23 protein-coding genes, 3 tRNA genes, 1 other RNA gene and 1 pseudogene are annotated in these 25,923 nt (G+C 70.3%); 14 read left to right on the top strand and 14 right to left on the bottom strand.

The genetic code is table 11. The annotated features are described in order from the left end of the window. Positions 1-126: 126 nt before the first annotated feature. The 3 genes from QSJ59_RS16915 to QSJ59_RS16905 form a co-directional block, all read right to left on the bottom strand. A tRNA-Val gene (locus QSJ59_RS16915) sits at positions 127-201 on the bottom strand. 16 nt (positions 202-217) lie between these two features. Next, positions 218-288: transfer RNA gene (locus QSJ59_RS16910), tRNA-Cys, on the bottom strand. Positions 289-330: 42 nt separating this feature from the next. After that, positions 331-402 (bottom strand) — tRNA-Gly (locus tag QSJ59_RS16905). 248 nt (positions 403-650) lie between these two features. Between QSJ59_RS16905 and QSJ59_RS16900 the strand changes: the two genes are divergently transcribed. Further along, positions 651-1,817, top strand: a complete 1,167-nt coding sequence (locus tag QSJ59_RS16900) for a molybdopterin molybdotransferase MoeA (protein WP_285760600.1) — start codon at positions 651-653, stop codon at positions 1,815-1,817. Positions 1,818-1,897: 80 nt separating this feature from the next. Next, positions 1,898-2,599, top strand: coding sequence for a GntR family transcriptional regulator (locus QSJ59_RS16895; protein WP_285760532.1), 702 nt, complete (start codon positions 1,898-1,900; stop codon positions 2,597-2,599). Between the two features lie 18 nt (positions 2,600-2,617). Here QSJ59_RS16895 and QSJ59_RS16890 read toward each other — a convergent pair whose 3' ends face one another. Together QSJ59_RS16890 and QSJ59_RS16885 are read right to left on the bottom strand one after the other, a co-directional pair. Then, positions 2,618-3,082 carry a hypothetical protein gene (locus QSJ59_RS16890; protein ID WP_285760531.1) on the bottom strand — a complete coding sequence of 155 codons (465 nt, stop codon included), beginning with the start codon at positions 3,080-3,082 and terminating at the stop codon, positions 2,618-2,620. Positions 3,083-3,142: 60 nt separating this feature from the next. Next, a complete protein-coding gene (locus tag QSJ59_RS16885; RefSeq protein WP_285760530.1) occupies positions 3,143-4,723 on the bottom strand; it encodes an MFS transporter in 1,581 nt (526 codons plus the stop codon). 142 nt (positions 4,724-4,865) lie between these two features. Between QSJ59_RS16885 and QSJ59_RS16880 the strand changes: the two genes are divergently transcribed. After that, positions 4,866-5,417 carry a TetR/AcrR family transcriptional regulator gene (locus QSJ59_RS16880; RefSeq protein ID WP_285760529.1) on the top strand — a complete coding sequence of 184 codons (552 nt, stop codon included), beginning with the start codon at positions 4,866-4,868 and terminating at the stop codon, positions 5,415-5,417. A gap of 43 nt (positions 5,418-5,460) precedes the next feature. On the opposite strand, the gene QSJ59_RS16875 is transcribed toward QSJ59_RS16880, so the two are convergent. Then, on the bottom strand, positions 5,461-5,970 hold the full coding sequence (locus QSJ59_RS16875) for a gluconokinase (protein ID WP_285760528.1): 510 nt from the start codon (positions 5,968-5,970) through the stop codon (positions 5,461-5,463). Between the two features lie 80 nt (positions 5,971-6,050). On the opposite strand from QSJ59_RS16875, the gene QSJ59_RS16870 reads away from it, so the two are divergent. Further along, on the top strand, positions 6,051-6,752 hold the full coding sequence (locus tag QSJ59_RS16870; protein ID WP_285760527.1) for a FadR/GntR family transcriptional regulator: 702 nt from the start codon (positions 6,051-6,053) through the stop codon (positions 6,750-6,752). Here the strand turns inward: QSJ59_RS16870 and QSJ59_RS16865 are convergent. After that, on the bottom strand, positions 6,749-8,125 hold the full coding sequence (locus tag QSJ59_RS16865; protein ID WP_285760526.1) for a GntP family permease: 1,377 nt from the start codon (positions 8,123-8,125) through the stop codon (positions 6,749-6,751). The two genes, QSJ59_RS16870 and QSJ59_RS16865, sit on opposite strands and share 4 nt — an antisense overlap. Before the next feature lie 394 nt (positions 8,126-8,519). Here QSJ59_RS16865 and manA point away from each other — a divergent pair, with 394 nt between their 5' ends. The 3 genes from manA (at position 8,520) to QSJ59_RS16850 (ending at position 10,578) form a co-directional block, all read left to right on the top strand. After that, complete coding sequence (manA, locus tag QSJ59_RS16860; RefSeq protein ID WP_285760525.1) at positions 8,520-9,707, top strand: mannose-6-phosphate isomerase, class I; 1,188 nt, start codon at positions 8,520-8,522, stop codon at positions 9,705-9,707. Between the two features lie 104 nt (positions 9,708-9,811). Beyond that, complete coding sequence (locus tag QSJ59_RS16855; protein WP_285760524.1) at positions 9,812-10,186, top strand: FKBP-type peptidyl-prolyl cis-trans isomerase; 375 nt, start codon at positions 9,812-9,814, stop codon at positions 10,184-10,186. Positions 10,187-10,326: 140 nt separating this feature from the next. Then, the gene (locus QSJ59_RS16850) at positions 10,327-10,578 is read left to right on the top strand and encodes a hypothetical protein (protein ID WP_285760523.1); all 252 of its coding nucleotides are present in this window, start codon (positions 10,327-10,329) and stop codon (positions 10,576-10,578) included. Positions 10,579-10,612: 34 nt separating this feature from the next. Here QSJ59_RS16850 and QSJ59_RS16845 read toward each other — a convergent pair whose 3' ends face one another. Next, on the bottom strand, positions 10,613-13,495 hold the full coding sequence (locus QSJ59_RS16845) for a glycoside hydrolase family 48 protein (protein ID WP_285760599.1): 2,883 nt from the start codon (positions 13,493-13,495) through the stop codon (positions 10,613-10,615). A 679-nt stretch (positions 13,496-14,174) separates the two neighbouring features. Here QSJ59_RS16845 and QSJ59_RS16840 point away from each other — a divergent pair. Continuing rightward, positions 14,175-14,732, top strand: coding sequence for a GNAT family N-acetyltransferase (locus tag QSJ59_RS16840; RefSeq protein ID WP_285760522.1), 558 nt, complete (start codon positions 14,175-14,177; stop codon positions 14,730-14,732). A 76-nt stretch (positions 14,733-14,808) separates the two neighbouring features. Here QSJ59_RS16840 and QSJ59_RS16835 read toward each other — a convergent pair whose 3' ends face one another. Continuing rightward, a complete protein-coding gene (locus QSJ59_RS16835) occupies positions 14,809-15,150 on the bottom strand; it encodes a hypothetical protein (protein WP_285760521.1) in 342 nt (113 codons plus the stop codon). Positions 15,151-15,193: 43 nt separating this feature from the next. Continuing rightward, positions 15,194-16,129, bottom strand: a complete 936-nt coding sequence (locus QSJ59_RS16830) for a deoxyribonuclease IV (RefSeq protein WP_285760520.1) — start codon at positions 16,127-16,129, stop codon at positions 15,194-15,196. Between the two features lie 145 nt (positions 16,130-16,274). Here QSJ59_RS16830 and QSJ59_RS16825 point away from each other — a divergent pair, with 145 nt between their 5' ends. Then, complete coding sequence (locus tag QSJ59_RS16825; RefSeq protein WP_285760519.1) at positions 16,275-16,733, top strand: hypothetical protein; 459 nt, start codon at positions 16,275-16,277, stop codon at positions 16,731-16,733. Positions 16,734-16,841: 108 nt separating this feature from the next. Here QSJ59_RS16825 and QSJ59_RS16820 read toward each other — a convergent pair whose 3' ends face one another. Together QSJ59_RS16820 and QSJ59_RS16815 are read right to left on the bottom strand one after the other, a co-directional pair. Beyond that, on the bottom strand, positions 16,842-17,348 hold the full coding sequence (locus QSJ59_RS16820; RefSeq protein ID WP_285760518.1) for an LURP-one-related/scramblase family protein: 507 nt from the start codon (positions 17,346-17,348) through the stop codon (positions 16,842-16,844). A gap of 84 nt (positions 17,349-17,432) precedes the next feature. Further along, positions 17,433-18,410, bottom strand: a complete 978-nt coding sequence (locus QSJ59_RS16815) for a 2-dehydropantoate 2-reductase (protein ID WP_285760517.1) — start codon at positions 18,408-18,410, stop codon at positions 17,433-17,435. Between the two features lie 164 nt (positions 18,411-18,574). Here QSJ59_RS16815 and QSJ59_RS16810 point away from each other — a divergent pair, with 164 nt between their 5' ends. From QSJ59_RS16810 to QSJ59_RS16790, 5 genes are all read left to right on the top strand, one after another. Continuing rightward, positions 18,575-19,462: a Nif3-like dinuclear metal center hexameric protein gene (locus tag QSJ59_RS16810; RefSeq protein WP_285760516.1), complete on the top strand. Its 888-nt coding sequence runs from the start codon at positions 18,575-18,577 to the stop codon at positions 19,460-19,462. Further along, positions 19,459-20,220 carry a zinc ribbon domain-containing protein gene (locus QSJ59_RS16805; RefSeq protein ID WP_285760515.1) on the top strand — a complete coding sequence of 254 codons (762 nt, stop codon included), beginning with the start codon at positions 19,459-19,461 and terminating at the stop codon, positions 20,218-20,220. The genes QSJ59_RS16810 and QSJ59_RS16805 overlap by 4 nt, the downstream gene beginning before the upstream one ends. A 25-nt stretch (positions 20,221-20,245) precedes the next feature. Next, complete coding sequence (locus QSJ59_RS16800; RefSeq protein WP_285760514.1) at positions 20,246-21,343, top strand: bifunctional RNase H/acid phosphatase; 1,098 nt, start codon at positions 20,246-20,248, stop codon at positions 21,341-21,343. 23 nt (positions 21,344-21,366) lie between these two features. Then, an RNA gene (rnpB, locus tag QSJ59_RS16795) (RNase P RNA component class A) lies at positions 21,367-21,750 on the top strand. A 278-nt stretch (positions 21,751-22,028) separates the two neighbouring features. Further along, positions 22,029-22,163 (top strand): hypothetical protein, encoded by a 135-nt coding sequence (locus QSJ59_RS16790; protein ID WP_285760513.1) that lies wholly within the window; start codon positions 22,029-22,031, stop codon positions 22,161-22,163. 87 nt (positions 22,164-22,250) lie between these two features. On the opposite strand, the gene QSJ59_RS16785 is transcribed toward QSJ59_RS16790, so the two are convergent. Next, positions 22,251-24,569: a bifunctional SulP family inorganic anion transporter/carbonic anhydrase gene (locus QSJ59_RS16785; RefSeq protein ID WP_285760511.1), complete on the bottom strand. Its 2,319-nt coding sequence runs from the start codon at positions 24,567-24,569 to the stop codon at positions 22,251-22,253. Positions 24,570-24,965: 396 nt separating this feature from the next. Then, positions 24,966-25,923 (bottom strand): annotated as a pseudogene (locus QSJ59_RS16780) (hypothetical protein); the annotation flags it as partial.

Below are 25,923 nucleotides of genomic sequence, written 5' to 3'. Positions count from 1 at the left end.
CCGCCGAGGGGCGGTGAAGGTCGCGGCCCGAGTCGCGGCTGGACACGAACAGAACCGCCCGGCGAAGCCGGAGAGGGACGGAAAAGGAAAAGCAGGCCAGAGAAAATCTCTGACCTGCTTTTTCGCTGGTGGGCGATACTGGGATTGAACCAGTGACCCCTACCGTGTCAAGGTAGTGCTCTCCCACTGAGCTAATCGCCCGAGCTTGTCGACTCGGAGGTGGAGACGGGATTTGAACCCGTGTGGACGGCTTTGCAGGCCGCTGCCTCGCCTCTCGGCCACTCCACCGGAGGACCAGACGGAGAGGGTGGGCCCTCTTCGCCGATTCCGAGCGGACGACGGGATTCGAACCCGCGACCCTCACCTTGGCAAGGTGATGCTCTACCACTGAGCCACGTCCGCGTGCCGTGGGGACCGGACCCGGTTGGAGCCGGTTCCAGCGCCTCGCTGCATTAAGAACTGTAGCGGAAACTGGCCAGACGGCAAATCCGGTTCGCCATCGACCTCGGCCGACGGTGTCGCCGCCGTCCCGACGGTCCCACCGGGGAGGTGCGCCCGAACCGTTGAGATGTCGAGATATACAGGGAGGTGTGCGAGTACATGGGGAGACCGGCCGACGCGGCGGCACCGGGCGCGCCGCCGACGCGGCCATGCCCTGGGCGGCCGCGCGGCGCGCCGCGCGAGAACTGGGCGCCCGCAGCGGACCGGTGCCCGCGGTGCGCGAGCCGTTGGCCGCTGCGCTGGACGCGGCCCTGGCCGACGATCTGATCGCCCGCATCCCCCTGCCCCCGTTCGACGCCTCGGCAATGGACGGATACGCCGTCTGCGGTCCCGGCCCCTGGGCGCTGCGCGGCCAAATCCTCGCCGGACGCCCCTCCGACATCGACCTCCGTCCCGGCGAGGCGGCCGAGATCGCCACCGGTGCGCGCGTGCCCACCGGCACCACCGCGGTACTGCCCTATGAGCGTTCCGAGGTGCGCGACGCCTCGCTGCACGGTGCGATCGAATCCGGCCGCCATGTCCGCTGGCGGGGCGAAGAGCTCGCCGAGGGCTCCGTCGTGCTGCCGGCGGGGCAGACCGTGACCCCCGCCGTCCTGGGCCTGGCCGCGAGTCTCGCCCACGACGACCTCGCGGTGCGCCGGCCCAGGGTCGCGGCCTTCGTCAGCGGCGACGAGCTCGTCGACGACGGCGTCCCGGCCGTGGGCGCGGTCCGCGACGCCATCGGCCCGATGCTTGAAGGACTGGTGCGCTGGGGCGGGGGAACGCTCGCCTCGCGCGAGCGCATCGGTGACGGTTTCGCCGCGATGGTCTCGGCCCTCGGCGGTGCGGCCGGCGCCTCGGTCGTCGTGGTGTGCGGGGCCTCCTCGGCGGGGCCGGCCGACCACCTGCGTGGAGCATTGGCCGAACTGGGCGCCTCCGTCGTGGTCGACGGTGTGCGCTGTCGGCCCGGACACCCCCAGCTCCTGGGCCACCTGGGTCCCCCCTCCGCGCCGGGGACACTGGTCGTGGGACTGCCCGGGAACCCCAACGCCGCGCTCGTCGCCGCGCTCACCCTCCTCGTGCCGCTCCTGCGCGCGCTGGCCGGCCGTCCCCCGGCCGACCCCGGCCTGGCCGCGGGCTGCCTCGTCGAGGGCGACGTCCGCCCGCACGAGCGCGACACCCGCCTGGTCGCGGTCCGTGTCGAGCAGGGGCGGGCCCGGCCGGTGGGCCACGACGGGCCCGCGGTGCTGCGCGGCGCGGCCCTGGCCGATGCCTTCGCCGTCATCCCGCCGGACTGGCGCGGCCCCGACGCGCGGCTGATGTGGCTGCCGCGCTGAGCCCCGGGGCCCGAGGCCCCCACTGAGTACAATCGCGCCAACGCCCACGTCCCGCCCAGAACGGAAAGTACGGAGCCCCAGTGCCCTCGACCCCGCTCCCCAAGGGACTGCTCGCCAAGCAGGTGCGCCACCCCGCACCGTTGCGCGAGAGCGTGCACGAGGCGCTGCTCGAGCTGATCACCCAGCGCGGACTGCCGCCGGGGCGGCATCTGGTCGAGAGCGAACTGGCGTCGATGCTCGGTGTCTCGCGTCAGCCCGTGCGCGAGGCCCTGCAACGGTTGGCCAACGAGGGCTGGGTGGACCTGCGCCCCGGTTACGGCGCGTTCGTGCACCAGCCCACCGAGAGCGAGGCCGAGCAGCTCCTGGCGGTGCGCGGACTCTTGGAGACGGAGTCGGCGCGCCTCGCGGCCCGCAGCGCCACCGCCGAGGGCCTGGAGCGGTTGCGCGCGGTGTACCGGTCGGGGGTGGCGGTTCTCGAAGGGGGCGGCGGACCCCAGGAACTGGTCGAGGCCAATGCCGAGCTGCACCGCTGTGTCACCGAGCTGTCGGGCAACACGGTCCTGGCCGAACTCACCGGTCAGGTCGCGCGCCGGGTGCGCTGGTACCACGCGCTGGTGGCGGTCCAGCGGGGGAGCGGCGCCTGGGACGAGCACGCCGCGATCATCGCGGCCATCGCCGAGGGCCGCGAGGATGACGCGGGCCGGCTGATGCGCGAGCACACCGAGACGACCCGCCTGGCCTACCACGCCCGCGCCGCCCAGGACGGTTCGTCCCGGGTGTGAGCCCCGGGAGGCGCGGCGCTACTTCTTCGAGGCCCGCACCCCGGCCCGGTCGCGGCGGCGCCGGGGTCCGTAGGCGCCCAGGGCGCTCAACGCGCAGACCGCGCCGAACACCCCGGCCACCAGCACCGAGGAGGTACGGGCGTCCTGGGTGGGCAGGGTCAGGCCGAAGCCGATCGCGTCGCCCAGGTCGGAGGCGACCCGGATACCGATCGCGGTGTAGAGCGCCGCGCCGGAGGGGACCAGCAGCATCGCCGCGCCGCACGCGAGGTCCCGGGCGAGCACCGCCCGGGTCAGGGTCGCGACCTCGGGGTCGGCGACCTGCCCCGAGAGCGCTGTGGGCACGGTCATGGCCTCGGGGCTGGCGATGACGTAGAGCGCGTACCCCATGGTGAACACCCCCAGCGCGCGGGGCAGCAGCCGCAACGCGGTCGTGGCGGGGGTGTCGTCCAGGTAGTGGTCGCGCACGTAGCGGCTGAGGTTCATGCCCGCGCTCTGCCCGCTGGCACGGGCGTTAACCGCGTGCCGCGGGCAGAGCGTCCGGCATTATGCGTCCGGGGTGCGCCGGGGCTCGGGGGAGACCGCGCCGTGCTTGGTCGAGCCGCGCAGCAGCAGTCCGGCCTGGAGTGCGGCGTAGGCGACGATGAGCCCGCCCACCAGGCTGGTGGCGTGGATGCCGTCGGTGAAGGCGATCTGGGCGGTGGCCAACAGGTTCTCGCCGACAGGGCCGCCGATCTCCTCGGAGATGACAGCGGCGGCCCCCAGTGTCTCGCGGGCCCCGTCCATGGATGCGGCGTCCACCCCCGGTACCGCCGCGAGCTCCAGGCGGTACACACCCGTCAGCAGGCTGCCGAGGACCGCCACGCCCAGCGCTCCGCCCAGTTCGTAGGCGGTCTCCGACACCGCGGAGGCGGCGCCGGCGCGCTCGGGGGGAGCGGCGGTGATGATGGCGTCGTTGGTCAGGGTCTCGGAAATGCCCACTCCGAAGCCCACCAGGGCGAAGGCGCCCATGACCAGGACGGTGCCGCCCTCCAGGGGCAGCTGGGTGAGGGCGAGGAAACCGGTGGCGGTCAACGACAGGCCCATCACGATCATGGTGCCCAGGGTCAACCGGCGGGCGAGCACCACTGCCACCAGGTGTCCCACTACGGCCAGGGTCAGCCCGGGCAGGAGCAGCAGGCCGGCCTTGAGCGGGGTGATGCCCAGGACCAGCTGGATGTACTGGGTGAGGAAGAACAGGGAGGAGACCATCGCGAAGACCACCATGAGGTTGGTGGCGATGCTGACGCTGAACGTGCGGATGGCGAACAGCCGCATGTCCAGCATCGGCGACTCCAGGCTCAGCTGGCGGCGGACGAACACCCAGCCCAGCGTCAGGCCCAGCGCGATGGAGGCGAGTGCCAGCAGGGTGGGGCCGTTGGCCGCGATCTTCTTGACGCCGTAGACGACCGGCAGGATGGCCAGCAGCGACAAGGCCGCACTGGGCAGGTCGTAGCGGCCGGGTGCGGGGTCGCGGAACTCCGGCACCAGAATCGGGGTGAGGACCAGGATCAGCGCCATCACCGGCAGGTTGATCAGGAAGACCGAGCCCCAGTGGAAGTGCTCCAGCAGCCAGCCGCCCAGGATCGGGCCCAGCGCGGCGCCGCCGGAGAACATCGTGCCCCACACCGCGATGGCCATCAGGCGCTGGCGCGGGTCGAGGAAGATGTTGCGCAGCAGCGACAGGGTTGAGGGCATCAGGGTGGCCCCGGCCAGGCCCAGAAGGGCGCGCGCGGCGATGAGCACCTCGGAACTGGGGGAGTAGGCCGCCAGCAACGAGGCCAGACCGAATCCGGCCGAGCCGATCATCAGCAGTCGGCGCCGCCCGATGCGGTCGCCGAGGGTGCCCATCGTGACCAGGAGCCCGGCCAGCATGAACGCGTAGATGTCGATGATCCACAGCAGCTGGGTGCCCGAGGGGCGCAGTTCCTCGCTGAGGAAGGGCACGGCGAAGCCGAGCACGGTCATGTCCACGGAGATCAGCAGGACCGGAAGGGTCAGGACGGCCAGTGCTGCCCACGCCCGCGGTCCGGCGGTGGGCGGGCCCCCGCTCGCGGGCGTCCGGGGGTGGGCGGCGGCGGAACTCATGGTCGCTCGGTTTCTGCTCGTGATCGGTGTGTCGGTCGAGTGAGAGGTTGTCCGGTCATGGGACTAATCGCGCTCTCAACCGTCCAGACGGTACAGTACCGTCTGGACGGTAAATTACCGTCTGGACGGTAAAGTGGCAACCGTGAGTTCTTCGACAACGCGCGACCGCATCCTGGATGCGCTCCAGGACGTCCTGATCGAGGGCGGGACCTCCGCAGCCACGCTGGAGAGCGTCGCCGCCGCCGCGGGAGTCTCCAAGGGCGGCCTGCTCTACCACTTCCCGTCCAAGGCGGCCATGATGATCGGGCTGGTCCGGCGCATGAGCGACCGTGCCGAGGAGGAGTTCCGCGAGTGTGTGGCGCAACCGGGCGGCGTCGTGCGCGCCTGCCTGCGCACCTCGCTGCCGGGGTCGTCGGAGGAGGCCGCGCTCTACTGGTCGGTCATCGCCTCCCTGCGCAGCAAGGAGGACCTCCCCGACGAGGCGCGCGACCTCATCCACAACCTGTTCGCGCAGTGGTCCACCCTGCTGCGCGAGGAGATCGACGATCCGGTCCTGGCCGAGACCATCCGGCTGGTGGGCGACGGCCTCTACCTCACCGCCATCGCGGGTCTGCCCCAGCCCGACCCCGAGGTGATCGAGCAGATGATCGAACGTCTCGTGGCCCAGGCCGACGCCGCCCGCTCGGTGTCCTGATCCGGCCGGGGTCCGAGCACGGCCGTGTCGGTGTCCGTCCTGCTCAGCCTGCGTCGCCCCGCTCGCGGATCAGCCGCACGGACTCCTCGACCAGTTCCTCGGGGGAGCACGCGATGTCCAGGACCCACCCGGCCTCGTCGGTGCCCAGTGGTTCCAGGGTGGCCGCCTGCGAGGCCAGTAGGCCGGGGGGCATGAAGTGGTCGGCGCGGGCGCGCAGCCGCTCCCCGATCAGTTCCGTGGTGCCGTCCAGGTGGATGAAGGCCACGCCGGGCGCTTTGCTGCGCAGGATGTCGCGGTAGGAGTGCTTGAGCGCCGAGCAGGCCATGATCGTGGTGGCCCCGGCACGGTCGTGCTCGCCGATCCAGGCGGCCAGCGACTCCAGCCAGGGGCGCCGGTCGTTGTCGGTCAGCGCGACCCCGCTGGACATCTTGGCGATGTTGGCGGCCGGGTGGAAGGCGTCGGCCTCGGCGTAGGGCAGCCCCAGGCGCTCGGAGACCCGAAGCGCAACGGTGCTCTTGCCGCTGCCGGACACACCCATGAAGACGAAGTGCATGTGACGGACTCTCGTTCTTTAATAGTGATACGAATTGCGGCGCATGATTGCTGCGCCTTCATCAAGCACGAGGGAGACCGATGACCGACGCGGACCACCGAACGCTGCACAATCGCGTCCTGGCGGCCCTGGGCCCGGCGATCGCCGCCGGCGAGTTCGCCCCCGGTCACGTGTTCACCCTGGAGCGGTTGGAACGCGAGTACGGCGTCTCGCGCACCGTTGCCCGCGAGGCGGTGCGGGTGTTGGAGTCGATGCACCTGGTGTACAGCCGTCCGCGACTGGGGGTGCGCGTGCGTCCCCAGGACGAGTGGAGCGTCTTCGACCCCCAGCTCATCCGCTGGCGCCTGGCCGGCTCGGCCCGCACCCACCAACTGCGCTCGCTGACCGAACTGCGCGCGGCCGTGGAACCCCAGGCCGCGGCTGCCGCTGCCCGGCGCGCCCCCGAGGAGGAGCGCCGGCGCCTGGTCGAGATCAACGAGGCCATGCTCGCCACCGGTGCCGCGGGCGACCTCGAGGCGTTCCTCGACCTGGACATCCAGTTCCACCGGCTGGTCCTCCGGTTGTCGGGCAACGAGATGTTCGCCGGCCTGTCGGGGGTGGTGGCCGAGGTGCTGGCGGGGCGTACCGCCTACGACCTCATGCCCCACCACCCCCGCCCGGAGGCGCTGCGGCTGCACACCCACGTGGCGGCCGCCGTGCGCGACGGCCTCCCCGCGGTGGCGGAGGCCGCCATGCGCGCCATCGTCGACGAGGTCGTCGAGGCGCTGGAGGAGCTCGGCTAGAACACCAGGCTCAGGAGCAGCGCGAAGGTGAAGCCGACCACGCCGATCAGGGTCTCCATGACCGTCCACGTCTTGAGGGTGGTCTTGACGTCCATGTTGAGGAAGCGTCCGACCAGCCAGAAACCGGAGTCGTTGACGTGGCTGAGCACGGTCGAACCACAGGCGATCGCGATCACGATCAGCGCCAGGTCGACGGAGGACAGTCCCGAGGTCTCGGCCACCGCCGGAGCGATCAGCGCCGCGGCGGTGGTCAGGGCCACCGTCGCCGACCCCTGGGCCACCCGCAGGCAGGTGGCGATCACGAAGGCCGCCACGATCACCGGCAGCCCGGTGGCCTCCAGGCTGGAGGACAGCGCGTCGCCGATGCCGCTGGCGCGCAGCACGCCGCCGAACATCCCGCCCGCGCCGGTGATCAGGATGATGGAGCAGACCGGGCCCAGCGCGCCGTTGGCCAGCTCCTCGACCCGGTCGCGGCTCAGACGGCCCCAGGTCAGCACGAACATGCTGACCAGTGCCGTGATCAGCAGGGCAACGGGGGTCTGGCCGATGAGCAGCAGCGCCTGGACCACCGGGTTGTCACCGTCGAGCGCTCCGGAGGTGACCAGGGTGTTGGTGCCGGTGTTGGCGAAGATCAGGATCAGCGGCAGCACCAGGATGCCCACGACGGAGGCGAAGCGGGGCGGGTTCTCGTAGGCGAGCTCGCCGTCGGCGGTGAAGTCCTCGGGAACCGGGATCTCCCAGCGCTTGCCGGCGTAGCGGGAGAACAGGTAGGAGGCGATGTACCAGGTGGGGATGCCCAGGAGGGTGCCGACCAGCAGGGTCAGTCCCATGTCGGCGCCGATCAGGTCGGCGGCGGCCACCGGGCCGGGGTGCGGGGGCACGAACGCGTGCATCACCGCGAAGGCGCCCGCTGCGGGCAGCGCGTAGAGCAGTACCGACCCGCCCACGCGTCGGGCGACGCTGAAGACGATCGGCAGCATGACGACCAGGCCGGCGTCGAAGAAGATCGGGAAGCCGAACAGCAGACAGGCCACGCCCAGCGCCATCGGGGCGCGTTTCTCCCCGAACGTGGAGATCAACGTGTTGGCCAGCACGGCGGCACCGCCGGTGACTTCCAGCATCCGCCCGATCATCACACCGAGCCCGACCAGCAGGGCGACGCTGGCCAGGGTGCTGCCGAAGCCGCCCAGCAGGGTCGGCATGACGTCGACCAGTGGGATCCTGGTGGCCAGGGCGGTCAGCAGGCTGACCAGCACCAGTGCCACGAAGGCGTGCATCCTCAACTTCATGATCAAGAACAGCAGCACGCCGACGGCGCCGAGCGCGATCAGCAGCAGTGGAACGGTCCCGTAGGCGGGCTCGATCGCTTCCATGGTGGGCCTCCGGTGGGAAAAGGCAGGTGGGAGGTGGTGGGACGGGGGCGGCGCCATGCCGCGGATCACATTGCCGGAATGGTAACACCATTAATGGGAATTGGTGAGAAGGGTTGTGTGGAAATGTGACGCCGGCCGGACGGTCGTGCAGTTCGTGTGCCCCAGAACACAGTCGCGCGCTCCGATCGGACCCGTCCCGGTCGTTGCGACCTGCGTGCACACCCCACCCGCCCAAGACGCGAACGCGAAGGGGCTGGACACGCGAACAGCCGACTGGTGCGGTAGTACCTGCACCACATTCGTTGGTAGCGGAGACGCTGGTGCCGGTGCCGGGCGGGACCGGCCAGACTGAGATGGTCACAAGCCACGGGACGGCAACGAAAGTGCGGGGCGGATGCGAAGGCTGATCAACCAGGTGCGTCCCTATCAATGGGGGTCGTCCACCGCGATCCCCCGCCTGTTGGGAACACCCCCCGACGGCCGGCCCCAGGCCGAGCTCTGGCTGGGCGCGCACCCGGGCGCCCCCAGCGCGCTGCTGACCGAGGACGGCGAACGCTCCTTCGACAGCGTCATCACCGCCGACCCCAAGGAAGTGCTGGGCGAGCGCACCGTGACCACCTTCGGTGAACGGCTGCCCTTCCTGCTCAAGGTCCTGGCCGCCGACGCTCCGTTGTCGCTGCAGGTGCACCCCGACGCCGACCGCGCCCACGCGGGGTTCGCCCTGGAAGAGGCGAAGGGGATCGCCGCGGACGCCCCCGAGCGCAACTACCGCGACCCCAACCACAAGCCCGAACTGGTGCTGGCGCTGGAGCCCTTCGAGGCGCTGTGCGGATTTCGTTCTCCTCGGGATGCCTGTGTCGAGCTGGCCGGTTTCACCTCGCCCCTGGCCCGCGCCTTGCACGAGGACCTCGCCCGGCCCGACGAGCGCACCGCGCTGCGCTCGGCCATGACCCGGCTGTTGACCCTGCCGCGCGACGATCGTGCCGAACTCGTGGACACGATGGTCGCCGAGCTCGCCCTGCGGCCCCGGTGCGGTCCGCACGCCGCCACCGTCGCCGAGCTCGCCCACCGCTACCCCGGCGACCCCGGGGCGGTGGCCGCGCTCCTGCTCAACCGGATCACCCTGCAACCGGGGGAAGCCCTCTTCCTGCCCGCCGGCAACGTCCACGCCTACCTGCGGGGGGTGGCCGTCGAGGTCATGGCCAGTTCCGACAACGTGTTGCGCGCCGGTCTGACGGGCAAGCACGTCGACCCCGTCGAACTGCTCGACGTCGTGGACTTCGCGGTTTTGCCGATCCCCTACGCCAGCCCCGCGCGCGAGGCCAACCGATTGGACTACCGTCCCGCGGTCCCCGACTTCGCCCTGTCGGTGCTGGAGCCCGGCAGCGGACCGACGGTGCTCGACGGGGGCGCGCCGTCGATCGTGCTCGTGCTGGAGGGGGCGGCGCGCATGCGTGCACAGTGCGGATCCGAACTCGTGCTGGTCCGGGGCGAGTCGGCCTTCGTGGCAGCCTCCGACGGTGCGATCGCCGTCGACGGCGGCGCGCACGCCGTGGTGGCCACGACCGGGGCCCTGGACTGAACCGCCTCGGCCGAGCCCTCGGGCGGGGCGGGGGTGCCGTCGGCACGCTCGTGACCCCGCTAGGCTGAAGAGTTCCGTCACCTCCACGACAAGGGGCTTTACCCATGGCGCTTGAGCGTCCCGAGATCGACTTCATCGACGGCCCGCCCCCGAGCGAGCTTCAGGTCACCGACATCTCCGTCGGCGACGGCGCCACCGCGGAGCCCGGCTCCACGGTCCACGTGCACTACGTCGGTGTGGCCCACTCCAGCGGCGAGGAGTTCGACGCCTCCTGGAACCGCGGCGAGCCGCTGGTCTTCCCGCTGGGTGCGGGCCGGGTCATCGCCGGCTGGGACCAGGGCGTAGCGGGGATGCGCGTGGGCGGCCGGCGTCAGCTGGTCATCCCGCCGCACCTGGGCTACGGCGACCGCGGCGCGGGTGCCGTCATCAAGCCGGGCGAGACGCTGATCTTCGTGGTCGACCTCATCGGTGTGAGCTGACGCGTCACCCCGATCGCGGGGCCGTTCCCCGCCGACGGGGAACGGCCCCGCGACGTTTGGAGCGGCTCCGCCGGCAAGGGAAGCCGACCATTATTACCAGAGTATTCCTCTGTCGCTTTTCACGTTGCTAATCTCCTGGCATGGAGCCAGTGTTTTATCGGCAGTTCGCGGTCAAATTGTCCCTTCCTGACAAAACCCTTCAGGGAGTCACCGAACTCGCCGAAACGGGCAATTTGCGTTTTGGTCCGCTGATTCAATGGGCGCAGTCCTGGGCGGACTACTTCGGTCAGCCCGTTCCCTGGCAGGCCAGTCAGAACGGGAAGCTCGTGCGCGAGGGGGTGGCGCGGCCGGCGTCGGCCGACCGCGCCACGGTGGAGGGCAGCTCCCGGTAGGACGTTCACCACCACCGGGAGCCGCCGGTCTGGGTCAGCCGAACAACTCCTCGTGGGCGGCGAAGGCCGTCGCGATCTCCACCTGGGCCCAGAACCGGTGCCGCTGAACGATCGGGGCGGGCACGTTCTCCGGGTCGGCCAGGTGCGCCTCCACGTCCGGCCACATCGGGTCGTCCTCCAGGAAGGAACGGATCGACAGGAAGGTGGCTCCCGGCTCGATCACGTCGCCGTTGGGCATCGTGCCGGAGAAGCCCGGAGGAATGTAGAGGCCGTCCTGGCTCTGGGAATCCCAGGTGTCGGTCAGCCGGCTCCAGTCGGGCTGGTCGGGAGTGGTGATGCCCAGATCCCCGCTGTGGGCCAGTAGGGCGTCCAGCAGCCCCTCGCCGGTTGCGCGGGCGTCGGCGTCGCCGGAGCCTTCGGCGTAGTACAGCAGGGTCTTGGCCAGCGCTGCGGCCACACCGACATCCTGGCTGTAGTCCTGCACGTCCACGTGCAGGCCCGGGTTGCCCGTGGACGTCCCGGTCCAGGTGTCGGGCTGGCCCGACCACGTGAGGTTGGCGGGGACCTGGAAGTCGGCCCCGCCGTTGTCGGTGTCGGTGTGCTCGATGGCCCACGGCACCCACGTGTCGAGGATGGCCTCGGCCCGCGGGTCACCGGTCACCTGGTAGAGCTGGGCCACGCGCTCCATGTTCCACACCTGGAAACCGAACCAGTTGTTGGAGGGCGGGTCGTTCCACACCGGCTGCCAGTCGTAGTACATGCCGTAGAACGTCGACAGTCCGCCCGGGGGCTGGGCGTAGCTTCCGCCCCAGCTGTTCGTTGCCCCGCCGGCGATGCCGCCTTCGGATGCCTGCAGCCACTGCAGGAACTCCAGCTGCCGGTCGTAACTGATGGCCCAGTCGTCGGCACCGGTGGGGGAGGCCGGCTTGAGCTCGGGAACCTGCGACAGCGCGTAGGCGGCCAGCACGTTCTGGTAGCCCTGGTGGGAGGCGCTGGAGCCGATGCGCCACGCCCACGGCGAGGATGTGTCGGTCGCCCCGCCCCAGGCGTAGTACCAGGACATCAGGTAGTGCGCGCTGTCCTTTCCACTGGCGCCCTGGCAGGCAGAGGCCCCTACGCAGTCGCCGATCTCCTTGAAGTACTTGTCGAACATCGCGTAGCGCAGGTAGTCGCCCATCTTGGCCGCGTCGTCCAGCAGTCCGTCCAGCTCGCCGCCGTTGCCCTGCTCCTCGGCCCACTGCTGCGCCCAGAACATCACCTGGACGGCGCGCGCGTCGGCGTCGGGGGCATTGGTGTAGCGCCACTGCTCGGCATAGTCGGAGTCGTCGGTGAACAGGTCGAGGTAGCCGTTGGGGCCGCCGTGCTCGAAGGTCTCGCAGGAGGGATGGGGGACGGTTTCCCAGACCGACTCCTTGGAGCCGCGCTGGTAGCTGTTCATGTAGACGGGGGCGTCGTCGGAGCCGTCACCGCAGAACCCGAAGCCGTAGACGTTGTCCACGTCCAGCAGCCAGTGCATCCCGTACACCTCGTCGGTGCCGTAGGTGCTGCTGAGCTCGGTGGCGATCGGGTCGTTGCCCACGTCGACGTTCTGCTGTAGGGCCGAGGGGTAGCCGTCCATGTTGGGCTGCTCGGGGATGTAGGTCGCCGGAGAACCGGGGTTGTAGGCGGCGTTGGTCGGCTGGTCGGCCGTGCCGGGGATGATGAAGGCCTCCATCGACTCCCAGGCGTCGTGCAGCGGCTCCCAGTCACCGGTGACCCGCCCGTAGTAGGCCTCCAGCCAGAGGTAGTAGCTGAACGCCTCCGACGTGGTCTGGTGCCCGTGGTCGGGGGCCTCCACGATCATCGTTTCGATGGAGTGGTAGGGGACCAGGAGCCCGTCGAACTCGCGGAAGTATCCGCTGGCGGGGTCCTTGATCTTCTCGTACTGCTCCAGGAACGCCTCGTCGTAGGCCGAAGCCGAGGCCGAGGTCTCGCGCACGGTCACGGTCGCGGCGTCGTGGCCGCTGGCGGAGACGGTGAAGACGGCCTCGCCCGGGTCGCCGCCATTGTCGGCGGAGGCCACGGTGACCTGCTGGGGCTGGTCCCAGTTGCTCGTGGTGAACGACAGGGAGGCGCCGCTGGAGACGCTCAGGTCGGAGCTGCCGGAGCTGCGTGCCACCGTTGCGGTGACGGTGCCCGAGGGCTGGTTGGACAGCTTCACCCCGAAGGTCGCCGTCTGGCCCTGGCGGACGCGCACGGTGGCGGGGGTGGCCAGGAGGCCCGGTGTGTCCAGGACCTGCACCGTGACGGGTGCGGAAACGGTGCTGGCACCGGCGTCGTCGTAGGCCGTCGCGGTCAGTGCGTGCTGGCCGGCCGTGGCGTTGGTCCAGGAGAACGTGTAGGGGGCGGTGGTGTCGGTGCCCAGTACCGTGCCGTTGGCCGCGAACTCCACCCGGTCGACAGAACCATCGGAGTCCGACGCGCTGGCTGCCAGGTTCACTGCCTGGCCCACCAGGAAGGACGCGTTGGCCGCGGGCGCGGTCAGCGCAACCTCGGGGGCGACGTTTCCGGGGTTGCCCCCACCGCAGGGGGCACCGTTGACGGTGAACGACCCGGGGGCGGTGTTGGTGCCCGAGTAGGTGGCCTGGAAGCCGAACGACGTCGACTGACCGGGGGCGATGGAGGGGGCCCAGGCGGGGTGCTGGGCGGTGACGGCCGTTCCGCTCTGGGCCACGACCGCGTTCCAGCCGTTGCTGATCTGCTGGTTGCCGGGGAAGGTCCAGCCCACCGACCAGTTGTTGATGGCTTCGCTGCCCTCGTTGTGCACGGAGACGTTGGCGGTGAAGCCCGTCCCCCATTCATTGCTGACCTGGTAGTCCACGGAGCAGGCCACGGCGGCCGCTTGAGCTGGGCCGGGCGTCATCAACGCCGCGACCATCGCCGCGGCGAGCGCGCCCGGCAGCAGCGCGCGTCTGCGCGCGGAGGAGAAGGATGCGAATTTCACGGGGGGCGACCTCCGGATTTCCCGGTCCCTGGTCGTGCCGCTTCGCACGGGCATGGCGCTGAGCGGCGCGACTTCGCCTCGGCGGGGACCGCGTCGTCACAAAAAGCGGGTGCGGGGCCGTCCTGCGGGAGGTGCGGACGACACAGCGGGGGAGGCGCGCGGTGGGTCGGGGGTGGGGCCGGGCGCCGGCGGGTCAGCGGGGGGACAGACGGATCGTGGCCCGGTGGTCGAGGGGGTGGCACCGGGCGCCGTGGCTGCCGTACTCCTTCCGAACAGTTCCACCGATATTTTGGGAGCGCTCCCACGCGACTTCGAGAGCTCCGGCCGCCATTTCCCCATCCACCGGGGTGGTGGGGGCGAACCCCGGTGGATGGGGAGCGGAACCGGAAGTCGAGAAGGGCTCTCAATGGGGAGATTAACCCCAGAAATGCCCGGTGTAAACGGTCTGTAAATAATAACTTGACCGGTTTTGTTCTCCGGGACCGTCTTTGTGGAATCCGTACTGGTGGGGGTGTTTTTTCGCCGTTTCCCCGCTCGTGCGGCCCCCGTTGCGTCCCGCTGCCGGTCGGTAGGGTTCTCGGGCCGGACCAGTGCGAGGGAGGGCCCGACCGAGATGGTGTCGGACGACCGCGCGGGAGTGGGGTTCACCCTGGGGCGCCCCGTACCCGATGACATCAACGGGGTGCTCGCCTGCCGCGCGACTCCCGCACCCGACGGCGCAGCCGCCCCGGGACTGCTCCCTGGCGAGGAGGACCACATCCGTGCCATGGTCGATTCCTGGATCGGGGACTGGCACGACCGGGGTATCGGCTACTGGGTCCTTCGCGGGCGCGCGCACGCAGGATCGGGGAGCAGACCGATCCTGGGCGAGGGCGGAGTCCGCTACTCCCCGACCCCGGTCGGCGAGGTCTTCAACCTCTACTACCGCCTCGACTTCCGGGTGCGCGGGCGCGGGTGGGCCCGGCTGCTGGCCCGCCTCGCCGTGATCGCCGCGCACGCCCACGACCCCGACACCGTCGTGATCGCGCGGATGGCGCCGGACAACCACGCTTCGCACCGCACCGCGCTGGCGGCGGGGTTGCGCCCCGTGGGACGGGACGCCTCCGGACGCCTCGCGCTGGCCGACCGCCCGATCGACGGGCGTCTCACATGGGCGCTGGCCGCTCTGTGACCGCCCGACGGACGTCCCGGAGCGGGGGAGCGGTACCCGCGCCTGCGCAGGAGCAGAAGGTGAGGACTCCTCGACGTCACATCCCGCCGTCGAGGATGTCGGGCGCGTAGTACTCGTCCACCGGGACCGGACCGCGGTACCCCTGGCACATGCACTTGCGGTAGGAGTTGGCGTTCTCGCCCGTCCACTTGCCCGGGATCACCACCTGGGCTTGGCAGACCTTCTTCTCGTGGTCGTGGAACACCAGATGGTGTCCACAGCCGCACATCGGTTGAGGGGTCGGCGGGCGTTGTTGGGCGACCGCCGGGTACCTCGACGACTGCTGCGGCCGGGGGGCCTTGCGATTGGGCAGTGCACGTCCCAGCAGGACGCCGCCCAGTGCGATCATCGCGCCGACCACCAGACTTACGGGCTCCATGACGGCACCGACCTCCAATCACCTCGCTCGTCATCATTGTGGTCTACCCCGCCCCGGTTTTCCTCCCCGCATGGCGGTCGTGACCGATTTCGTGCCCGGCCTGCCGCCTCTTACCCGGGGAGGGCGGCACGTTGTCGCGCAGCTTCTTCAGCATCTCCACGTCGGAGGCATGCGCGCCCGCCGGCCCTGGCGTCTCCAACGTGACGGGTACTCCCGCCGACACCGGATGGGTGAACAGTTCGGCGAAGGGCGTGGACCCGATGTAGCCGGAACCGATGTTGGCGTGGCGGTCCCGGTTGGCGCCGCACGGGGCCGCGGAGTCGTTGGCGTGCACCAGCCGCAGCCGGTGGGCGCCCGCGACCTCGCCGAACCGGTCCAGCATCGCCCGCATCCCGGCAGGGGTGGAGATATCGTGTCCGGCAGCGAAGACGTGCGCGGTGTCCAGGCACACCGCCGCCTTGGGGTGGTCGTCCAGCGCCCGGAGATAAGGGCCCAGATCGTCCACGGTCGCACACAGCACCCGGCCCTGGCCGGCCATCGGCTCCAACAACACCTGGGGTGCGTCCTCGGCCAAGCCCTCCAAGATCGGTAGGAGCCGGGCGCGCATCCGCTCCAACCCGTGCGTCCGGGAACCGTTCACCGCCGACCCGGTGTGCACCACCACCCCCCGTGCGCCGATCTCGGCCCCGCGGCGCAGCGCGTGCTCCAGCGACGCCACCGACTTGGCGGCCACCGCCTCATCGGGGGCGCCCAGGTTGATCAGGTAGGGGGCGTGGATGAAGACCGGAAGATCGGCGCGCTCGCGCAGCAGCGCGTCCTGCCCGGGGTTGCCCGGCCCGGTGGCCCACCCGCGCGGGTTGCTCACGAAGACCTGAATGGTCTCGGCCCCGATCTCGGCGGCGTAGGCCAGCCCGCTCTTGGCGAGCCCCCCGGCGACAGGAACGTGCGCCCCGACGGGCGAGAAAGATTCGGTAGTCATGGCCGCACCAGCCTAGGGCGTCACCCGCGGCACACCGGTACCGGACCGGGCCCCTACCGGTGAAGGGTTTCTGAGCCGCTTCGCGCCTTCGGGGCTGAGCTCTGCTACTCAGGGAAACCGTTTCGACTGATGCCACCATGAAGACATGACGACACAGACGAAGAGCACTGCCGCCCGAGACTTCCTGGTCGCCGCAGGAACCGGCGCGGTGGCGGGGATCCTTTCCTACGGCCTCACCCACGGCATCGCAGCGGTCGTCCTGGCGGTCACCGATCCGCCCGACGCCAACATCGGCCTGGGAATCCTGATGATGGCGCTGAACGTGCTCTTAGTGCCGCTGCTGTCCTGGCCGGCACTGCGCGGCCTGGGCGTATCGAGCCCGGGACTGTCGGCACTGTTCGGCGGGATCATCCACCTGGCGCTGCTGATCGTGCTCGTCCCGGTCGGGAACACGGTGGACGGCGCGCTGGTCCAGAGCTCCGCCGCGGCGCCGGTGAGCATCGCCGTCGGCCTGATCGCGGCCGCGGTGCAGGCGGGCCTGGGCCTCGGCGTGGGCGCGCTGGCGGCCCGCCGGATCGCGCGCGGCCGGACCGCGCGGGCCTAGCGGACGAACCGCAGGGAAGCGCCCCGGTACGGGGCATCCGTACCGGGGCGCCGGCTATGGCGGCTTCCGCGCAGCGCACCCGGCGTCTCGCCGGGGCCGGAAGGAAAGCTAGTCCCCGCCTTCCTCGTCGTCGGTCAGCGCGTCCACGCACACCGCCACGCTCAGCACGAGCGCCGGGTCGCCGCCCGCGTCCTTGCGGTGCGTGTTCACGTCCACGGCATAGGTGTCGCGGACCCGGAACCACTTGCGGCTGATGTGGGCGATCGGTCCGTCACCGTCGCCGATCACGTACTCCTTGTCGAGGAAGTCGCCGGTGACCTCCCATTCCCCGCCCTCGGCGAGGTCGACGATCAGCTTGTTCCTGATCGGGTTGAACAACCGCTTGCGCACGGTGGCCACGGTCTTGCCGTCGCGTTCGATGCGCATCGTGTCGCGTACCGACAGCAGCCGCTTGCGGATCCGGAAGATCTCGTTGCCGTCCATGTCCTTCAGCTCGAAGGTCTGGCGGATGCGCAGCGCCTTGCCGTCCACCAGGAACGCACGGTCGCCGTTCTGGTCCTCCACCCAGTAGTCGTCACCGATGTCGAACACGCGCTCGCGTACCAGGAACTTCACTCTTGACCCCGATTCCTCGTCACTGACGTCAGCGCGGTCGAGGCTATTGGAGGGACGGCGGCTTCGGCCAGGGGGACGGGCCGATCAGCCCACGCCGGCCAACGACTGCACTCCGATCGTCCCCTCGTTGCCCAGCGCACGCAGCAGCGCGAGAACCGCCCGGTTGAGGGGCACGTCGATGCCGTGCCGCTCGGCGGCACGCACCACCGCCCCGGTGATCAGGTCGTGCTCCACCGAGCGTCCTGCGAGACGGTCGTAGAGCATCGAGGTGCCGCTGTGCGGGTGCATCGCCGCGAAGAAGTCCAGTGTCTGGTCCACGTCGGAGGAGGCCAGCGACGCACCCTCCGCCCGGCCCACCGTCACGGCCTCGGCCAGCATGCCCCGCGCGAGCTCGCGCATGTCGGGGTTCTGGAGCACGCCGATGCGACGCATCGTCAGTGCGGTCAACGGGTTGGCCGCGAGGTTGGTCAACAGCTTGCGCCAGGCAGCGGTGGTGAAGTCGGCGTCCAGGACCACGTCCACCGTCGAGCCGCTGAACAGTCGCGCCAGACCGGTTCCCTCGGCACCCGTCGGGACGACCACCTTGCGGCCCCAACGGTGGGTGACATGGTCGCGCGAAACCCGCTCGGCCGCGATGTAGACCAGCGCCGGGACGAGAGTGCCGCGGGCCAGCAAGGGGGTGATGCGCTGGACATGGTCCACCCCGTTCTGTAGCGCCACCACCTTCGTCGTGGGGCCGGCCAGCCGCCGGATCCAGCTCAGCGCGCGTTCGGTGTCCTGGGCCTTGGTCGCCAGCAGCAGGTAGTCCACCGGTGCCCCGACCGCGTCGGGCGTGGTTGCGGTGGGCAGCCGAAGTTGGCGCCGGGCGTCCCCGCGCTCGATCGTCAGGGCAGGCAACGGACTGCGCACGCACAGGGTGACGTCGTGTCCGGCCAGGTGGGCGGCCTCGGCCACAATCGCCCCGATCGCGCCCGCCCCTACGACGGCAACGCGCTGTGAGCGCTCCAGGGGAGCCGGGGTGGTGGCCGGGGCCTGGTGCTCAGCGGTCGTCGATTCGATCATCGAGTCCCTCCAAAGGAAGACCAGCGGGTCTCGCCGGTCGCCGTCGATGCTCGGGCCGTCGTGTTGCAGCCATGTCACTAGCGAACAAACCGGGAGTTAAGTCACTTGTCAGACACTGTGGTGCTTCTGACACCGCGTATGGCAGAGGCGTTAACCTGCCCACCGTGACTACTTCACCGGCGCCGCCGACCCTGCACGATGTCATCGCCGCTTTCGAGGGCGTCTACGACCCCTCCTGGGCCGCCTCCTGGGACGCGGTCGGCCTGGTGTGCGGCGACCCCGTCCAGCCCGTGCGGCGTGTCATGTTCGCCGTGGACCCGGTCGCCGAGGTCGTGGAGGAGGCCGTGGAGTGGGGTGCGGATCTGCTCGTCACCCACCATCCCCTCTTCCTGCGCGGTGTCACCAGCGTCGCCGCCACCACCCCCAAGGGGCGCCTCGTCCACCGGCTGATCGGTGCGGGCACCGCCCTCTACACCGCGCACACCAACGCCGACACCGCGGCCCCGGGCGTCTCCGACGCACTCGCCGCGGCCATCGGGCTCACCGGCGAACTGCGTCCCCTGGATCCCGACCCCGCTGACCCTCTCGGCCGCAGGGGAATCGGCCGCATCGGCACGCTCGACACCCCTGAGTCCCTGCGCTCCTTCGCCGACCGCGTCGCCGGCGGGCTGCCCGCGACGGCCGCGGGGGTGCGCGTGGCCGGGGATCTCGACCGCCCGGTCCGCGTGGTCGCGGTCTCCGGTGGAGCCGGCGACTCCCTGCTGGGGGCGGCCCGGGCCGCCGGCGTGGACGTCTTCCTCACCGCCGACCTGCGCCACCATCCCGCCTCGGAGTTCGCCGAACACGGCGACACCGCCCTGGTGGACGCCGCGCACTGGGCCACCGAGTGGCCGTGGCTGGCTGAGGGCGCAGCCCGACTCGCGCACGCGTTGGGCGGAGAACGGGCTAACGTGGAGATGCGTGTGTCCGGCCTCGTCACCGACGCCTGGGCACGGGCAGTGGGAACCCCCGACACCCCCACGAGTCGCCACAAGGAATCAGAGGACAAGTGAAAGCAGAACCCGTCCACCAGGTCCGCCTCCTGGACCTTCAGGAGATCGACGCCGCCCTGGACCGCTTGAAGCACCGCGCGCGCACCATCCCCGAAATCGCCGAGGTCAAGGAACTGGACGTCCGCATCGTGGCGTTGCGCGACCAGGTGGCGGTCGCTGAGACCGCGCTGCGCGACCTGGACCGGGAACAGCGCAAGGCCGAGAGCGACGTCGACCAGGTCCGGGTCCGCTCCGACCGCGACGCGCGGCGGCTGGAGACCGGCCAGGTCTCCTCCCCCAAGGAACTGGAGGGACTGCAGTCCGAGATCGTGTCGCTGCAGCGCCGCCAGGCCGAGCTGGAGGAGATCGTCCTGGACGTCATGGAGCGCCAGGAGCTCGCCCAGGCCCGCCGCGCCGACATCGAGAAGGAACTCGTCGCCCTCACCGCGGAGCGCGAGGCCGCAGAGGACCGTCGTTCCGAGGCGATCCTGGAGATCCGGGCCGACGCCGACAGCACCAACCAGCGTCGGGAGCGGGTCGCCGCGGAGATCCCCGAGGACCTGCGCGCGCTGTACCTGAAACTGCGCGAGCAGCAGGGCGGCGTCGGGGCCGCGGCGCTGCGCTACGGCAGGTGCGAGGGCTGCAAGCTGGCGTTGAGCACCGCCGAACTCAGCCAGATCCGCTCCGCCCCCGCCGACGAGGTGCTGCGCTGTGAGGACTGCCGCCGCATCCTCGTGCGCACCAACGAGTCCGGGTTGAGCGGGCCGGTGCAGGAGTGAGGGCCGCCGCGCACGGGCGGGGCCGATGAGCCGGGCGCTGATCGTCGAGGCCGACGGCGGTTCCCGCGGCAACCCCGGGCCGGCCGGTTACGGGGCGCTCGTGCGTGACGCCGGCACCGGCGAACTCCTTGCCGAGGTCGCGGAGCCGATCGGTGTGGCCACCAACAACGTCGCCGAGTACCGCGGCCTCATCGCGGGCCTCGAGACGGTGGCCGCTCTCGCCACGGCGGCCGACGTCGAGGTCCGGATGGATTCCAAGCTCGTGGTGGAGCAGATGTCGGGGCGGTGGAAGATCAAACACCCCGACATGCGTCCCCTGGCAGCCCGTGCGGGTGAGCTCGCGTCGGGGCTCGGGCGGGTCCGCTACACCTGGATCCCGCGTGCGGAGAACGCCCACGCCGACCGGCTCGCCAACGAGGCCATGGACGGTGCGTCGCGCGGCCTCGGCGACGGTGTCCCCGACGCCTCGGTCGAAAGCGCCGCGCCGGTATCCGGCTGGTCCGCGCCCGACACCGCCCCCACCCAGCTCGTGTTGCTGCGGCACGGGCAGACCCCGCTGTCGGTCGAGCGTCGGTTCGCCGGTGTCGGCGACATCCCTCTCACCGACACCGGTCACGAGCAGGCCCGCCGCGCTGCACGCCGGTTAGCCGGCCGCGGGATCGACGCGATCGTGTCCTCGCCGCTGCGCCGCACCCGGGACACCGCGGCCTACGCAGCCGCTGAACTCGGCCTGCGGGTCCACATCGACGAGGATCTGCGGGAGACCGACTTCGGTGACTGGGAGGGCATGTCCTTCGCCGAGGTGCGGGCCAAGCAGCCCGATGAGCTGTCGCGCTGGCTCGCCGACCCGGCCGCAGCGCCACCGGGAGGGGAGAGTTTCGCGGAGGCCGCGGACCGTGTCGCCGCTGCCAGGGACCGGTTGCTCGCCGACCACCCCGGTCGGACGGTGCTCGTGGTCAGCCACGTCACCCCGATCAAGGTGCTCCTCCAGCAGGCGCTGCTCGCGCCGTTGCAGGCGCTGTACCGGATGCACCTGGACGTGGCCTGCCTCTCGGAGGTCCATTGCTTCAGCGATGGTCCCATGGTGGTGCGGCTGCTCAACGACACCGGGCATCTGGCCTAGGCGCTAGAATCGCGGGACGAGGGGGAGTCGGCCAGACGGTCGCGGCGTCGCTTGCGGCGTCGAGGAAAGTCCGGACTCCACAGGGCAGGGTGGTCGGTAACGCCGACCCGGGGCGACCCGCGGGACAGTGCCACAGAGAACAGACCGCCGCCGGGCGACCGGCGGTAAGGGTGAAACGGTGGTGTAAGAGACCACCAGCGTCCGGAGTGATCCGGGCGGCTTGGTAAACCCCACCCGGAGCAAGGTCAAAAGGGGGACGCGAGTCCTCTGCGCGGACGATCGAGGGCGGCCCGCCCGATGTTCGCGGGTAGACCGCACCGAGGTCGCTGGTAACAGCGGCCCCAGATGGATGGCCGTCCGGCCCGGCGACGGGCCGACAGAATCCGGCTTACCGGCCGACTCCCTCTCGCTTTTTGTTCGCCGCCTTCTGGGCGCGGCCCTCCGGCCCTTCGGGTGTTTCGGCGCACGTACAGAATTCGGGGCAGGGGCAAATAGGGTGTTGCGGACGGTTCGCCGATACTGATGAACCCCGATTGTCTCCGACGAGAAATCCCCGGTCAGCCGGGTGCCGGTGTGCAGCCGGGTGCCGGGGTCCCTGATTTGGTGGTGTGCCGGGCTGTCGGGCCGGGCCGACGACGCTAGATTGGTGGGGTCCGGGCGTCACCCAGCATCGAAGTCGGTGAGCATGAGTTCCACGTTGTACCTGCTGATGTTCGGTCTGCCCATCGTCGCGATCATCGTGATCATCGGCTTCGCGCGGTACCAGGCGTCCCCCGTCGAACGCGACGAGCGTGAGGACGAGCGTTCCAGCGAGGAGTAGTCGGCGCTGCCGTACACCCGAGAGGCGGTTGGCCGCGCCGACCTGCCAGCTCGCGTGCGGGACGGGTGCGTCCCGCACGCTTGTCGACTACTGCGGCTGGTGTTCCATGCCGCCCACGCGCTGTTCCGGGATCCGGTGGCCGCCAACCGCCACGAACTGCCTGGTCGATGCGTCCAGCACGTGCACCATCGCGGTCTCCAGGTCGAAGTACATCCCGGTCAGCTCCAGACGACCGGCTTCGTAGCGTTCCCGGACCGCCGGGTAGCTGAGCAGATGCTCCAGTTGCTGGACGATGTTGGCCTCCGCCAGCCGTCGTACCGTCTCCGCCGCGGGCAGCCCATGGCGGTCCGTGCCCAGCCGGGTCACGCTGGGTGCACCGTGGCGCAACCAGCGCACAACCGAGGAGAGGTCCGCCTCACCGGGTCTGACCGGGCACCCTTCGATCAGCGCCCGCATCGCCCCGCAGTGTGAGTGCCCGCACACCACGATCGAAGGCACCTCCAGTACCGACACCGCGTACTCCACGGCAGAGCCCACGGAGTCGTCGCTGACCCCCGGCTCCCATCGCGGCACGAAGTTGCCGACGTTGCGCACCGTGAACAGGTCGCCCGGCCCGCTCGCGGTGATCAGGTTGGGTACCACCCGGGCATCCGCGCATGCGATGAACAACGCGGCCGGTCGCTGACGCTGGGACAACCGCCCCATGAGCGTGCGCATTTTCTCGGTGGTGGAGGAGTGGTACTCCCGGGCCCCTGCCACGAGCAGACCGGACGCACTCTCTCCCGAGCTGCCGTCCTGGCGCATCCCCCATGGGGCCCACCAGCGGGACCGTGAACTGGACGGGGTCTTGGCCACCGGCGCGGTACTCGTGCAGTTGCGCTCGTACCAGTTCTCGTGCGCCTCGTCGATGTCCACGCGTCCGCCGGTGCGCTCATGGTCGAGCCGCCAGGCGTGGATGGACTCGAACGCGGCGTGGTCCATGAAGTCCACGTGCAGGTCCAGGTCCACCTTCGCACCGGTGGGAATGGTGCGCAGGACCTGGGTGACCTGCGGGACGCCCAGGAACGTCAACGACCCCTGTACGACCACGTGCCACTCGTTCTTGTCACCGGGCCGCTCCTCGGTCCGCACGTTCACCTTGGTCAGTCGGCGCAGTGAGACCAGGACCGCCAGGGCGAAGCCGATCAGGACCCCTTCGAGCAGACCCAGCCCCACGACGCCGGCAACCGTCACCAGGTACACGCTCACCTCGTGGTGTTTGCGCAGGTTGCGCATGTGGGCGAGGCTGACCATCTGGAGGCCGATGTAGACCAGCAGCCCGGCGAGGGCCGCCATCGGGATCAGCTCCACCGCTGAGGCGAACAGCACGACGAACAGCAGTGTCCAGACACTGTGCAGGATCGTGGAAAGCGGGGTGCGGGCACCGGCTCGCGCGTTGGCTGTGCTGCGGACGATCACGCCGGCCACGGGCAGTCCGCCCAGGGCGCCGCTGGTGGCGTTGGCCGCGCCCTGGCCGAAGAGTTCCCGGTTGAGGCGAACCCTGCGTCCGTCGTGGAGCCGGTCCACGGCCACGGCGCACAGCAGCGATTCCACGCTGGCGACCATGGCGACCGTCGCCACGGCGATGACGACTCCGTGGATCTGCCCGGTCTCGGGCAGGGCCGGACCGCTCCAGGCACTGGCCAGGGAATCGGGCAGGTTCACCCGCTCGACCTGCCAGCCGGCGAAGACGGCCACACCGGTTGCCGCGGCCACCGCGACGAGGGCGGAGGGCACTCGGCGCAGGCGCACCCGGCCGAGGTCGGGAATCCGCGACCACACCAGCATCACCGCGATGGTCACCAAGCCCACCATCACCGCGGGGCCGTGGTTGTCGGCGATCTGCCCGGGGAGTTCCTGGATGTTGGCGATCGCCGAGCTCTGCGGGGCGCCGCCCAGGACCACGTGCAGTTGGGCCAATGCGATGGTGATGCCGATTCCCGCGAGCATTCCGTGGATGACCGCGGGGGAGATGGCCAGCGCCGCGCGGGCCACCCGAAACAGTCCCAGCGCGATCTGCACCAGTCCGGCCAGGAGCGTGATGAGGCAGGTGATGCCCCAACCGTAGGTGAAGACGAGATCGGCGACGATGATGGTCAGTCCCGCGGCCGGGCCGCTGACCTGGATGGCCGAACCGCCGACCGCGCCGGCGACGATGCCGCCGACCACGACCGCGATGATTCCTGCGATGAGCGGGGCGCCCGACGCGACGGCGATGCCCAGCGACAGTGGGACGGCGACGAGGAAGACCACCAGCGAGGCCCCGAAGTCCGCGGCCGCTGTGTGCGGTAACCGGATACGTCGGCGAGCCGGTTGGCTGTCGTACCCCTCCTGGGTCGGCTGTGTTCCCTGAGCGTCTTCACGCATGCGATACCCCCGGTGGGTGTGGGGTCCGCGCGCCCGAACCGGGTGCAGCCGGTCCGTTGGTCGCGCACGGTTCCCAGATGAAATGGCGCTTGGGGACAGCGGCACAGCTGAGGGCGGGCCGTCACGGCCGGGTAGGGTCACATCCCTTGTTCCGGCAGCGTCGGGGTTGCAATCACCCGTCGAGCGCTGTCAGTCACTTACTGTAATCAATCTTTTGATGTGAAAAATTCTCTACAGAAGTGATCTTCGTGACTGTTTTTCACGGAACGACTGAGAAGTGTCATGCGTTCTTGCAGGCTGTGGCTTTTTTAATGGTATTAAAACGGAAAATGGGGCCCAAATTGGACCCCATTTCCCGTTTCGTGAAATGCAATTAAGCGAATTATGTCCGAACTTTTATCTATACGTTCCGTCACCGTAGCGGTAGCCGTGCGGGTCGTAGTTCGGATCGTCCTCCGGCGTGTTGGGCCGCCTCTGCTGAGAGCCGCCCTGCCCGAAGTCCTGCCAGTCGTTGTTCTGGGTGTCATAGCCCGACGGGCCGGCCCCGTACCCGTCGTTGCGCGGGTGCGCGGGAGGCTGTGCCGCCCCACCGCCGTAACCGCCCAACGCGTCTGTGGTGTAGCCGTTGTAGGCCGGCGGCTGCGGGTTCACGGGCTGGCCGTAGTCGCCGCGGGCGTAGGACCCGGTGTCGTAGGAGCTGGTGTAGCCGGGCGGTGTGGTGTAGCCGTCCACGGCCGGTTGCTCGCCGGTCGGGGAGTACCCGCCGCCGAACGCCGGTCGCTGCTGCTCGGCCCCGCCGAGAGGAGACTGGGCACTGCTTCCGCCCGACCAGGACGACTGGTCCCAGCCGCCCTGTCGGGTGCTGTCGCCGTACCCCGCCGCCGGGTACTGCTGTCCCTGGTCGGACACGGGCTGGCCGTAGTCGCCGCGGGCGTAGGACCCGGTGTCGTAGGAGCTGGTGTAGCCGGGCGGTGTGGTGTAGCCGTCCACGGCCGGTTGCTCGCCGGTCGGGGAGTACCCGCCGCCGAACGCCGGTCGCTGCTGCTCGATTCCTCCGTGGCGGGGAGGCTGCGCAGCGTTCGGCGGAACCGACGGTCCACCGAACGAGGACGGTTGGGCGGGCGGCGGCGGGACCTGCGGCCGCTGGTGCGACCCAGTGTCCATGCTCGACCAGATCGGCGACCCCGTCTCCGGTGCCGCGCTCGGCGACCGGGAGAAGGAAGGGTCGGTGAGCGGGTCGCCCGAGGACGGCGTCGCAGCCACTCCCCCCGAGGAGAAGGATCCGGTGTCGTAGGAGGAGCGGTTGTGCGAACCGGTGTCGTAGGAGGGTCGCGAGTGCGAGCCGGTGTCCGTA

Origin of the sequence: Nocardiopsis ansamitocini (assembly GCF_030268225.1) — a bacterium.
Lineage (GTDB): Bacteria > Actinomycetota > Actinomycetes > Streptosporangiales > Streptosporangiaceae > Nocardiopsis_D > Nocardiopsis_D ansamitocini.
The sequence above is the reverse complement of the archived record's forward strand: the minus strand, read 5'-3'. Positions and strand labels throughout refer to the sequence as shown.